Source organism: Nocardia sp. TBRC8007 (assembly GCF_056629435.1).
In genome coordinates this window covers 1-13,279 of the sequence record NZ_JBWSOR010000007.1, presented here as the reverse complement: position 1 = coordinate 13,279, position 13,279 = coordinate 1, and the positions used below count along the sequence as shown (strand labels likewise).

Annotated in this window: 4 protein-coding genes; all 4 read left to right on the top strand. The window is 64.5% G+C overall.

Annotated features, from left to right (window positions below):
• The first annotated feature begins 45 nt into the window (after nucleotides 1–45).
• Nucleotides 46–1,446, top strand: coding sequence for a mycofactocin biosynthesis glycosyltransferase MftF (gene mftF, locus ACX4ZE_RS09155; RefSeq protein WP_480272909.1), 1,401 nt, complete (start codon nucleotides 46–48; stop codon nucleotides 1,444–1,446).
• An 86-nt stretch (nucleotides 1,447–1,532) separates the two neighbouring features.
• A complete protein-coding gene (mftG, locus tag ACX4ZE_RS09150) occupies nucleotides 1,533–2,984 on the top strand; it encodes a mycofactocin dehydrogenase MftG (RefSeq protein ID WP_480272908.1) in 1,452 nt (483 codons plus the stop codon).
• A 125-nt stretch (nucleotides 2,985–3,109) separates the two neighbouring features.
• Complete coding sequence (locus ACX4ZE_RS09145; RefSeq protein WP_480272907.1) at nucleotides 3,110–4,471, top strand: GAF domain-containing protein; 1,362 nt, start codon at nucleotides 3,110–3,112, stop codon at nucleotides 4,469–4,471.
• 478 nt (nucleotides 4,472–4,949) lie between these two features.
• On the top strand, nucleotides 4,950–13,279 hold an 8,330-nt coding region (locus tag ACX4ZE_RS09140), incomplete at its 3' end, for a non-ribosomal peptide synthetase (RefSeq protein WP_480272906.1).

The following is a 13,279-nucleotide window of genomic DNA, read 5'->3' as shown; positions in this document are numbered from 1 at the left end:
GGATCGTTGATGTTCTCACGCGAATCTCCGCCTAACATGCCAGGAATGCGCCATGATCGCCTGCCCGATGGATTCGGGGTGCGGATCGACCCTCGGGTACGCGCATACTCCGGAGGTCGGGTCCTGCTCGGTGGTTCCCCTGCTCGGTTGCTACGACTCGCCCCAGAGGCTGCTGCGCTGATCGGCGATGGGTATTTCGAGGTGAATGGCCCGAAATCCGCTATCGTTGCTCGTCGGCTGCTCGACTCCGGTGTGGGTAATCCGCGCCCGCGGCTGTTGCCTTCGCCGGAGGACGTCACCATCGTCGTGCCGTTGCACAACAACGCCGAGGGGCTGGCGCGACTGCTCGCCGTGCTGCGTGGGCACAATGTGATCGTGGTCGATGACGGTTCGGACCAGCCGGTCCGAATACCACGCGCACGCGGCACCCGGTGCCGGGTGACGGTGTTGCGACACGATCGGACCAGGGGGCCCGCCGCTGCCCGCAATGCCGGCTTGCGCGCGGCGACAACCGACTTCGTCGCGTTCCTCGACTCCGACGTGGTGCCGCGCAGTGGCTGGTTGGAGGTAATGCTCGGCCATTTCAGCGACCCAGGGGTGGCGCTGGTCGCTCCGAGGATCGTCGCCTTGGACCCGGAGTCGAATGCACTGGCGCGCTACGAGCACACCCGTTCCTCGCTCGATCTCGGTAGGCGTGAGTCGGCCGTGCGCTCGCGGGGACTGGTGTCCTATGTGCCGAGTGCGGCACTACTGGTGCGCCGCAGGACGTTGCTGGACCACGGCGGTTTCGACGAGTCGATGCGAGTGGCTGAAGACGTCGACCTGTGCTGGCGGCTGGAGCGGGCGGGCTGGCGACTGCGTTACGAGCCTGCCGCCCACGTGGCGCACGACCATCGGGTCAGCTTCCGCGCTTGGTTCGGCCGAAAACTGTTCTACGGCACCGGCGCCGCACCGCTCGGGGAGCGGCATGCGGGAATGATCTCACCGCTGTCGGTGCCGTCGTGGACAGTGCTGGCCGGATTCTTTTTCGCCACGTTGACCCGATGGGGATTACTCGGCGGGCTCGTCACCTTGTGTACGGTGTTGATCCGGCTACGGCGTGTTTTTGCCGAGCTGGACAATCCGACCCGAATCGCCGCGATCTATCTGGCGCGTGGCTTCTTCGCCGGGCTCTGGCGCTTGGCCTCGGCCATATGCAGACATTACTGGCCGATCACGCTGCTCGCGGTACTTCTCTCCCGGCGGATTCGGCGTATCGCGATCACCATGGCTATTGCGGACGGTCTGGCCGATTGGTTCACCCATCGGGATGCGGGTGGGCTCGATCCAGTGCGCTACCTGGCTTACAAACGTCTCGACGACATCGCATATGGCACCGGTCTGTGGCTCGGGGCCTTTCGCACACGCAGTCCGCGAGCACTGAAGCCTACTTCGCCGTCTCGGTAGATCCGCGATGAACTGGTTGTTTCCTGCTCTGTCGTCGCGCAGGCCTCGATAACGCGCACCGTGCCGAGAGGTGGAAGAGAATCGTTATGGTCGACACACTCATCATCGGGGGCGGTAGCGCCGGTAGTGTCCTGGCCGAGCGGCTGAGCGCGAATCCGGCGCATATTGTGCGACTGCTCGAGGCAGGTCCGCTGTGGAGCAGTGCCGAGGCGATCCCTGCCGAATTATTGGACGCGGCTGTGCTGCCGATCGGCCCGGAGGCGGAGTGGCTGTGGCGTTACCCGGTCACCCTGGCCGACGATCCTTCGGTATCGGCGTCCATCGTGCGCGGCAAGGTGATCGGCGGTTCGGGAGCAGTCAACGGCTGTTACTTCGTCCGGGCCACTGAAGCGGATTTCACTGCATGGAGCAGGCAGCTCGGTGATTGTGCGACATGGTCGTACGATGCTGTGCTCCCGGCATATTGCCGCATCGAGCGGGACCTGGACTTCGGCGAGCGGCCCTGGCACAGCAGCAGTGGCCCGATTCCGGTGCAGCGCTCGTCGGCGCTATCCCCGGTCAGCGCGGCGTTCACTGCGGCGTGTCTGGCCGCCGGATTCACTGAGGTGCCCGACCTTAATGCGCCTACGGCAGGTGATGGTGTCGGTGCGGTACCGTGCAACTGCTACCAGGGCAGGCGGATCAGCTCCGCACTCGGTTATCTGCTGCCTGCTCTGGGCAGGCCGAACTTGACCGTCGCTGCGGGAACGTACGTCACCCGCATCCGTTTCGACGGATCGCGGGCGGTCGGAGTCGACTGCGTGCGTGACGGCGAACTCGACACAGAGTGGGCGGACCGTATTGTGCTCAGCGCCGGTGCGATCGAGTCGGCCGCACTATTGCTGCGCTCCGGCATCGGTGATCCGGGTCGGCTACGCGCACTGGGCATACCGGTAGTGCACGCTGCCGGAGTCGGTGCCGGGTTCAGCGATCATCTCGAGATCGGGATCGATTACGTGCTCGATTCTGCTGAATCGCCCGCGGTCGCGCTGGAATCTGTGCTCGAAGTCGGTGATGTCGAAATCCGGCCCTACGCGATGTCGTTTATGCCGGGTGTGCGCAGGCTCGGTGTTGGACTGATGCGCCCGCGCTCATCCGGCGTGCTCCGTCTGCGCACGGCCGACCCTACCGCCGCGCCACTGATCGACCACCATTATCTCGCCGAAGGGCAGGACCGCGCCAGGCTGTGCGCGGCGGTACCGATAGCTGCCGGACTCCTGCGGCGAATGAACGCCCGACTGATTGATTCGATTCCGGAACGGGAGGATCTCGACGCTTGGTTACACGCGAAGCTGGATACTTTGCAACATTTATCAGGAACCTGCCGAATGGGGCGGGAATACGATGCGGCAGCTGTCGTTGACGAGTGGTGCCGCGTGTACGGGGTGACCGGACTGTCCATTGTGGACCTCTCTGTGGTGCCCGTGCCATTGGGTCGTGGCCCGCAGGCCACGGTTCTGATGATCGCGGAAAAGGCGGCCGCATACCTCGCCACATGAAGTGAAATACGGCTAGGTCACATTTCTTTGCGAAGTGTATGGAGTGTGACCTGGCGGACAAACCGCAGTATCCGTCGTTGCCGTTCTACAAGCACCGGTAAAGTTTGGTGCGGAAAGAAAGGCAAATGGTCGGCAACATCGCGGGTGGACGCTCTCCACGGTATGGCGTCGAGCCGGAAGCCCAGCTCGGTGCGCTCGAGGCCTATGCTGCCCAGGCGCACGGATATCTCAGCTTGGGTGGCGATCAGCTCCCCCGGCTCGCCGGGTTGTTGCGTCCCGTGGTACTCGAATCCTGGTTACGCAGCATACGCGGCGGGGTCGACCCGATGGACGTACTCGACGGCCGCGGTCTGCGTGGCGCGGAGCTGCAGCACTATCGTCAGACGCATCCAGTTGCCGCGCTGATGCCGCTGATCGACAAACTTTTGGTGCAGGACGCGGTCAGAACGGGTTTGATCGTCCTGGTCGCCGATCAGTTCGGTCGGGCGCTTTCGGTGCACGGAAACCTCGAACAGGAAGCGGCGGTGGCGGAGATCGGCCTGCGAGCAGGTAATGACCTCAGCGAGCGCCGCATAGGAACGAACGCGGTCGGCATGGTCGTGCGTACCGGTAGAGCCGCATGGGTGCATGGCCCAGAACATTTCCTGCACCGAATGCATCTGATCACTGGCGCCGCGGCGCCAGTGCACGATCCGGACGGCAGGCTGGTCGGGGTTTTGATGATCGCCGGTGGCGTCCGCGTAGCCAAACCGGAGATCTTGGCGTTGGTCAAGGCGGCGGCTACCGCCGCGGAGATGGACTTGCTGCTCACGGCGATGCGATCCGGGGAGCGTGCGGCAGCCGGGCACGACACCGCGCGTCCGTACCCAGCGGGCAGGCTCGGGTTCGACGTGCTCGGTCTCGGACAGCCGCAATTGAGCGTCGCGGATGATCGAGTGCCCTTGTCGCAACGGCACGCTGAGATCCTGCTCTTACTCGCTGAACACCCGGAAGGGCTCAGTGCCGATCATCTCGCGTTGTTACTCGACGACACTGATCTCGGCAACGGCACCATCCGGGCAGCGATGTCACGTCTGCGTGCGGTGGTCGGTGCGACAGTCGTCGGCTCGCGGCCCTATCGTTTGCGTGTTCCGATCGCCACTGATGTCGAGGCGTTACGCGCCGCACTCGATTCCGGTGATATCGATTCCGCATTACGGCTCTATGTCGGGCCGGTGTTGCCCCGTTCGACCGCGCCGGGAGTTATAGATATTCGCGATGAATTGCGGGTGCGATTACGCACCGCGGTATTGGGTTCAGGCGATTCCGAAGTGCTGCGCCGTTGGACGGCGGGCGCAGAAGGCCGCGACGACGCTGTGGCCTGGGCGGCCTACCGTGCGACCATCGATCGCAATTCGCCGATATATATGCAGATAGAGGCAAAAATGCGGGTACTCGACCGGCGATTGGGCGCCGATGCAACGCAGATGCAACGTTTTGGCGCTTAGGGTGCTGGGCCAACAGCGCGACAGGGCGCTCGCGCGGCAAAATGTGGTCGCGCGCACAGCTGTGTCCAAGATTCCGGCCCGAATGTCCTTCCTGTGAGTTCTTTAAGAGAATTTTGGGTGAAATGGGTACGTTTTTTTAACGGAACGCCTACTGTCTGCAATGCACGGATAACATCCGTGTGATGTAACTGACATAGCTGTGGTGGTTGAGCCACAGCGATGACGTTGGAGGAACGATCAAAAGCTAGCCGAGGCCGTTGGCAGGCTACACGCCCGCCACGGCGGCGACCAGTCGGTCGCCGATCTCTTCTTCACAAATCTGTCGGATCCGCGCGAGCGTGGTGTCACCGCTCACGCCTTTTGCCGAAACACATGTGGTGGCCAACTCCAGACGCCCCGGTTATGTAGCCGGGTGTAGCGGTTGTCTCGTGCTGCCCAAAAGCGTTCGGACAGTTGTTTTGCCGGTTAGGAGGCTCTGGTGCAGGGTACTGAGTTGGGTGGGTTCAGCGTGCTACCGGAGCGAACCGCTGATCAGGAGCCGACATCGAGCGCACCGGAGTCGTTCAGGCTCGCGCCCGCCCAGCTCGGCATCTGGTATGCCCAGCTGCTCGATCCGGAGGTGCCGATCAATGTCGCGCAATACGTGGATGTTCAGGGTGTGCTGGACGTCAAGTTGTTGCAAGAGGTTTCGGTCGAGGCAGCCCGTGAGTACGAATCAGTGCTGGTGCGGCTCGGCGAATCCGACGGTGTACCACACCAGATTGTCGATCCAGGGCTCTCGGTCGATATTCCGCTGATCGACTTGCGTGACCACGCCGATCCAGTGGCCGCGGCACACGAATGGATGCGGGCCGACGCGAGCGCGCCAGTCGATTTATTGACCGATCGGCTGTTCGCGGGCGCTGCGCTGCGCGTAGCCGAGCGTCGGTACTTCTGGTATCTCCGGGCCCACCACATGGTGCTCGACGGCTACGGCGCGCTGACCAACACCATGCGAGTGGCCGAGCGCTACACCGCGCGGGTGCTCGGCACCGAACCCGAGGTCGTACGGCCGGGTACGTTGGCCGCGCTGACCGAGGCCGAGCTCGCCTACCGGGATACCACGCGATATCAGAAGGATCGTGCGCACTGGGCCGATCGGGTGGCGGGGCTGGATGCCGTAACGAGCCTGCACGGCCGCAGCGCGCCGCGCTGCGCGACGAATCTGATCGCTGGGCAAGCACTCGCTCCGTCGCTGGTCGACCAGATGAATGTCCTGGCGACGAGTCAGGATTCGACACCGGCGGTAGTGCTGCTCGCGGCATTCGCGGCCTACTTGGGCCGATTGACCGACCGGGACGAGGCGGTGTTGAGTCTGCCGGTGACCGCGCGCACCACCGCGGTACTGCGTCGTTCGGCAGGCATGCTGTCGAATATCGTGCCACTGCGCCTCGGGCTCGACGTGAGCTGGGGTGAACTGTTGCGTGCTACCCGGGTAGAGGTCGCCGGTGCGCTACGCCACCAGCGTTACCGGCATGAGGACATCCATCGGGACGCCGAACGCGCCGGTGGGCTCGCGCGGCGCGGGCTGTTCGGCCCATTGGCCAACATCATGCTGTTCCGTAGCGATCTCACCCTTGGTACGACAGCGGGACGCTACCATGTGCTGTCCACTGGACCGGTCGAGGATCTCAGCCTCAACGTCTACTACGGCGACCGCGATCGCGTGCATGTCGACTTCGAGGCCAATCCGAACCTCTACACCACCGATGACATCGCCCGGCACCACGCCCGGTTTCTTTCTTACCTGGAGCGTTTGCTCGCCGCTGAGCTGGATACCCCGCTGTCTGCCATCGATGTCGCCACTGAGCTGGAACTCGAGGTCAGCACACGGATCTGGAATGAGACGGGGTTCGATGTGGAAGCCGAGCTGGCGAGGTTTCGCGCGGGTCCGGCTCCTATGGCGACGCTGGTCTCGATGTTCCAGGCACAGGCGGCCCGCACACCGAGCGCGGTGGCGTTGCGGGCCACCGGTACGCCGGACCTGACCTACCGTGAGTTCGCTGCACGCAGCAACCAGCTCGCGCGGCGCTTGATCAGGTTGGGGGTTGGTCCGGAAACGCTGGTGGCGCTGCATATTCGTCGATCTCCGGAACTGGTGATCGCGATCTACGCGATCCTCGCCGCTGGTGGTGCCTATCTGCCACTCGACCCCGATCACCCAGCCGAGCGCACCGCACACATCCTGGCTACGGCTCGACCGGCATGCGTGCTGACCGCTGGGTCGGGGCCGGATCCCGACCTGCACGGTGCACCGTTGTTGCGCGTGGACCAGCTCGAGAAGGACGATGCCGTTGGACCGGTGTGGGATCGAGAAAGAGTCGCCGCACTGCGGCCGGAGCATCCGGCCTATGTGATCTTCACGTCCGGATCGACCGGACTCCCCAAAGGGGTCGCGATCACGCACCGCGCGATCACGAACCGGCTGGTATGGATGCAACAGACCTATGCGTTGTCCGCGCACGACGTCGTGCTGCAGAAGACTCCGGCCACGTTCGATGTCTCCGTATGGGAATTCTTCTGGCCGTTGCAGGTTGGCGCGACACTGGTGCTCGCGGCGCCGGACGGGCACAGGGATCCCGATTACCTGCGTGAGGTTATCGATGAATACGCGATTACCACGGTGCATTTCGTGCCATCGATGCTGGAGGCGTTCCTCGCTGAGCAGCCGGTGGACCGGCAGAGTTCCTTGCGTTCGGTGTTCGCTTCTGGTGAGGCGCTTCCAGGCGCGCTCGCGCAGCGGCTGCGGGCGCTGACCGGTGCCAGGTTACACAATCTGTATGGCCCGACGGAGGCGGCAGTCGACGTCACTTATCACGAAGTGACCGACGTGGACACTGCTTCGGTGCCGATCGGCGCGCCAGTGTTCAACACTCGACTCTATGTGCTCGATTCGCGGTTACGCTCAGTACCGATCGGGATGCCGGGTGAGCTGTATCTGTCGGGGGTACAGCTTGCCCGGGGCTACCTCGCTCGCTCGGGGCTGACCGCGTCGCGGTTCGTAGCTGATCCATTCGGCGGCCCGGATGCGATCGCTGCGGCGGGCGACCGGATGTACCGCACCGGTGATCTGGTGCGCTGGACCACCTACGGTGAGCTGGAGTATCTCGGCCGCACCGACTTCCAGGTGAAGATGCGGGGCCTGCGGATCGAGCTGGGTGAGATCGAAGCTGTGCTCGGAGCGGTCGAGTCGGTGCTCCGCGCAGTGGTTGTGGTGCGTGACGACGCGGGTGTCGGTGAACAGTTGGTCGCCTACGTTCTAGAGGCGCGCCCGGGTGCGGTACAGCCCGACCGGCTCCGGGCCGCGGCGACCAGGGCGCTGCCGGGGTACATGGTGCCCGCCGCTTATGTAGTGCTGGATACCTTGCCGGTGAACGCATCGGGGAAACTGGACCGAGGTGCGCTGCCCGCTCCCACTCGGATCTCGGTCGACTACGTCATGCCCGCGACTGCTGTGGAGCAGGCTGTCGCGCGCGTCTTCGCCGAAGTGCTCGGAGCCGAGCGAGTCGGGCGCAACGATGACTTCTTTGCCCTCGGTGGAAACAGTCTGGTAGCGACCCAGGTCGCCGCTCGGTTGGGCGCCGACCTGAACTGTTCGCTCGGAGTGCGTGAGGTATTCACCGCCAGCACGGTCGCCGAACTCGCTGAAATCGTCGAACAGGCCGGTGGGTCCGGCGGTGCGTCGGTAGTCGCGCAGTTGTCGGCTCGGCCTCGGCCGCCATTGGTTCCGCTTTCACCCGCACAGCAGCGCATCTGGTTCCTCAATCGGTTCGAGCGATCGAGTGCGAGCTACAATATGCCGTTCGTAGTGCGGTTACGCGGTGCGGTGGATGTCGGCTCGCTGCGGCAGGCACTTGCGGACCTGGTCGCCCGGCATGAGGTGCTGCGCACGGTCTTCCCCGCATTGCCGCCCGGCGATGTCACAGGACCCGCTGCGTGGCAGCGGGTGCTGCCTGCGGTAGAAGTGGCCGAGATCATAGATGTGCCGGAGCTCATCTCCGCTGTTGAACTCGACGCTCGACTGGCCGTGTTCGCCGCGCGCGGTTTCGATATAGAGCGCGAGATCCCCATTCGGGCCCAGATCTTCGGGGTGGACGATGACAGCTACGCCCTCGCCCTCGTCCTGCACCATATTGCCGCCGATGGCTTGTCTCTGCGGGTGCTGGCGCGTGATGTGATGATCGCCTATGGGGCGCGCCGTGGCGGCGGAGCGCCCGCTTGGGCTCCACTTCCGGTGCAGTACGCCGACTACAGCCTGTGGCAGCACGACATGCTCGGTTCCGCGGATGATCCGGCTGCGCCGTTGGCCGGCCAGATATCGTTTTGGACCGAAGCGCTGGCAGGGGCACCCGACCAGCTCGACTTGCCCGCAGACCGGCCTCGCCCTGCGGTCGCGTCCGGTCGGGGATCGGTGTTCGCTTTCGAGCTGCCAGGCGAGCTGGCCGCCGCTATGGCTGAAATCGCACGTGAACACGGTGTCTCTACCTTCATGCTGGTGCATGCGGCACTGGTCGCGCTGCTGTCGCGACTGTCCGGCAGCGACGATATTGTGATCGGTACGCCGGTCGCAGGTAGAGGCGAGCGGGCGCTCGACGACCTGATCGGCATGTTCGTCAATACCTTGGCGCTGCGCACCCGCATCGATGTCACCGCACCGTTCACGGCATTGCTCGCACATGTACGTGAGCACGATCTCGCTGCCTTCGGACACGCCGAGCTGCCGTTCGAGCAGGTGGTCGAGGTGCTCAACCCACCGCGTTCGCAGGCGCGCCATCCGGTGTTCCAGGTGCTGCTCGCTTTCGACAATGCTGAGGCAATCGCCTTCGAACTGCCCGAACTGTCGGTGGACACCAGTACCGTGGACATCGGAGTGACCAAGCTCGATCTGCAGCTCACGGTCACCGAGAACTCCGCTGGTGCCGGACACGAGGAAGGTTCGGCACCAGCGGGGATTCGAGCCGAGTTCACTTATGCCACGGATCTCTTCGACGAGCCGACCATCGCGGGGTATGCGCGGCAACTGGTCGGCTTCCTGGGCGCATGCATCGTCGACCCCGATATCGCGGTGCTCGACCTGCCTTTGCTCGATGCCGCCGAGCAGCTGCGCGCGATCGAGGCGGGTCAGGCAGCCACAGGCACAGTGAACTCGGCGGATACGTTACTCACCGCCTTCGAAGCGCAGGTCCGGCGTAGCCCGGACGATATCGCGGTGCTCGACGATGAGCGCCTGCTGACTTACGCGGAGTTCTCCGATGCGGTCAATCGCTTGGCGCGTCTGCTGATCGACACAGGCGTCGGCCCGGAGCAGCTGGTTGTGCTCGGCATGCGGCGTTCGATCGACTTCGTCATCGCTGTCTATGCGGTGTTGACCGCGGGTGGCGTCTATGTACCGGTGGATCCGGACCAGCCGGCGGCCCGAATCGCGCAGGTGATCGCCGCTGCGCGTCCGGTCTGTGTGCTGGCCCGCGCCCGTGACCACCTGACTGCTGAACTGGCCGATCGGTGCGCCCGCGCGGCACGTCCGGAAACGCCGATCATCGCGGTCGATTCGCCCGACCTGGTGGAGCACTCCGCCGCTCCGGTGGCCCCCGTACACCGCCGCGCTCCGCTGTACGCGGCAGGCGCCGCCTATGTCATCTTTACCTCAGGTTCTACTGGAAAGCCTAAAGGCGTCGCAGTGCAGCACAATTCAGTAGTCAACCAAATCGACTGGATTGCGCGCGAATACCGGATCGGCGCCAGGGATGTGGTGTTGTTCAAGACTCCAGCGTCTTTCGATGTCTCGGTATGGGAGCTGTTCGCGCCACTGGCCGCGGGTGCGCGGATCGTCGTCGCCGAGCACGACGGGCACCGTGATCCCCAGTATCTCGCGACGACTATCGCCGCGCACCGGGTTACCATGACCTCTTTCGTTCCTTCCATGCTCACCGTGTTCGCAGACGCGGTCGCGCCGGAGCAGATCGCCTCTCTGCGTACCGTGCTCGTCGCGGGAGAAGCGATGACCGGTGAGGCCGCTGCTGCATTCGCCGCAGTGAGCCCTGCGGCGCTGCACAATCTCTACGGTCCGACCGAATTCACCGTGCATGCCACCCACGCCCCGGTAGACCCGGTCACCAGTGGCCAGGCCCCGATCGGACGCCCTGTGCACGCGGGACGGGCTATGGTGCTCGACGCTCGGTTGCGACCGATGCCGGATACCGTGACTGGTGAGCTGTATTTGTCTGGTGTCCAAGTGGCGCGTGGTTACCACGGCCGCGCCGACCTGACTGCTGAGCGTTTTATCGCCGACCCATTCGGACCAGCGGGCGCCAGGATGTACCGGACCGGAGATCTGGTGCGCCGCCGCCGTGGCGGCGCACTCGAGTATCTGGGGCGTAGCGATTTCCAGGTGAAGCTGCGCGGCCAGCGGATCGAGCTCGGCGAGATCGAAGCGGCGCTGCTGGCAATGGATGATGTGCGTGCGGCAGCGGTACTGGTCTTCACACAGCCGACCGGTCAGGCACTGGTCGCCTACATCGTCGGCGATATCGCGCCCGACCGGCTCACCGCGGAACTGGAACAGCGACTGCGTCTGGTGTTGCCCTCGTACATGGTGCCTTCGATGTACGTTGCGTTGTCTGCGATGCCATTGACCGCCTCGGGCAAGCTGGATCGTAAAGCGTTGCCGGAACCGACGCCGGTCGCTATAGCGTTCCGTGCGCCGGGCACTGTCGCTGAGCAGGCGGTTGCCGAGGTATTCGAGCAGGTGCTGCGGGTCGATCGCGTCGGACTCGACGACGATTTCTTTGCATTGGGTGGAAATTCACTGGTAGCGACGCAGATCGTGGCACGCCTGGCTGTAGCACTTGACACCGATGTTCCGGTGCGCACGCTGTTCGAGTGCCCGACCGTTGCGGCGCTTGCCGCGCAGTTGAGCGATGGAAGCCGAGTGCGAAACCGGCTCCCGCTGGTCGCCGGGTCTCGGCCCTCGCTGGTTCCGCTGTCATATGCGCAGCAGCGGATATGGTTCCTCGCCCAGTTCGACACGGCGTCGGTGGCGAATAACCTGGTCGCGGCGATACAGTTGCGAGGGGCGCTCGGACACGCCGCTCTCGCGGACGCGGTCGCTGACGTGATCGCCCGGCACGAGTCGCTGCGCACCACGTATCCGGCGGTGGAAGGTATCCCACATCAGCGGGTGCTTCCGGTCGAGGCAGCACAGGTCGCGTTGCGCACCGAGGCGGTCGATGAGAGGCGAGTGGCCGAGCGTATCCGCGAACTGGTGGCCACGCCATTCTTGGTCGATCGTGAGCCACCGATACGGTTCACGCTGCTGCGGCTGCGCGATGAGCAGCACGTTCTCGTTGTCGCGCTGCATCACATCAGCGCCGACGGTTGGTCCCTTGCGCCGCTGGCCCGGGATCTCATGCAGGCCTATGCCGCACGCCGCTCCGGCGTCGCTCCGGACTGGACGCCATTGCCAGTGCAGTACGCCGACTATGCGTTGTGGCAGCGCGCGGTACTCGGGTCTGAGGACGACCCGGAGTCGGCGCTGGCCGAACAGATCCGGTACTGGCGCGATGCGTTGGTCGGTGCGCCGGATGTATTGGCGTTGCCTGCTGACCGCCTACGACCGGCTGAGGCATCAGGTCGTGGCGCGCGCCACGAGTTCACGATCGATGCGCAGACGCTGCACCGGTTGCGGGAGATTGCGCAGGAGGCGAATGCTTCGCTGTTCATGGTGCTGCATGCCGCTTTCGCCACTGTGTTGGCCAAACTATCTGGACAGCAAGATATTTCGATCGGAACTCCAGTGGCAGGTCGAGGAGACTCGGCGCTGGATGAGGTGGTCGGCATGTTCGTCAACACTGTGGTGCTGCGCACCGATGTCCAGGCGGAATTGTCGTTTACCGATCTGATCGCGGCCGTGCGTGATCGTGACCTCGCTGCCTTCGCGCACGCCGAAGCGCCGTTCGAACGGCTGGTCGAGGTGCTCAGCCCGGAGCGGTCGGCGGCGCGGCATCCACTGTTCCAGGTGATGCTCGACTTCCAGAACACTGCGCGGGTCGAGCTTTCGCCGACCGGATTAACCGCTACCTGGCTCGACATCGACACGCGAACAGCGAAATTCGATCTGCAGCTGTCCTTGGCCGAGGCATCGGACGCCGCAGGCCTCGCCGCGGTCTTCGAATACGCGACCGATCTGTTCGATCCGGCCACAGTCGCGTCGTTCGCGCTGCGTCTGTGTCGAGTTCTGGATGCGGTGGTGGCCGACCCGCGCATTCCGGTCGGGGCGATCGATGTGCTGACCGCTGGGGAACACGCCCTGGTACTGGATACTTGGAATGCCACCACGCATCCGGTGGATCCGACCGCGACGCTGGTCGAGCTGTTCGAGACGCAGGTGACTTTGACACCGGAGGCGATCGCGGTGACCTGCGAGGGTGAGTCGCTGACGTATGCCGAATTCGCGAGCCGGGTACATCGGACGGCCAGGCTGCTGGTGTCGCTCGGGGTGCGGGCGGAGACGCCGGTGGCAGTGGGCATGCTGCGATCGGTGGATCTGGTGGTCGCACTGTATGCGGTGCTCGCGGCTGGTGGCGCCTACGTGCCGCTGGATCCGGAGCATCCGGCCGAGCGCATCGAGCACATAATAGAAACCGTACGCCCGGTCTGCGTGCTGACCCGCGCTGCGGACGGACTCGAACTGCCCGGCCGGGGCATGACGCTGTGGCGGGTGATCGAGATTGATCGGGTGTCGTTGGCGGGTTATGCGGATACGCCGGTTAT

What these genes read in the sequence shown, in the direction of transcription:
- mftF (WP_480272909.1), top strand. Translation starts at nt 46, where the DNA reads ATGCGCCATGATCGCCTGCCCGATGGATTCGGGGTGCGGATCGACCCT.
- mftG (WP_480272908.1), top strand. Translation starts at nt 1,533, where the DNA reads ATGGTCGACACACTCATCATCGGGGGCGGTAGCGCCGGTAGTGTCCTG.
- ACX4ZE_RS09145 (WP_480272907.1), top strand. Translation starts at nt 3,110, where the DNA reads ATGGTCGGCAACATCGCGGGTGGACGCTCTCCACGGTATGGCGTCGAG.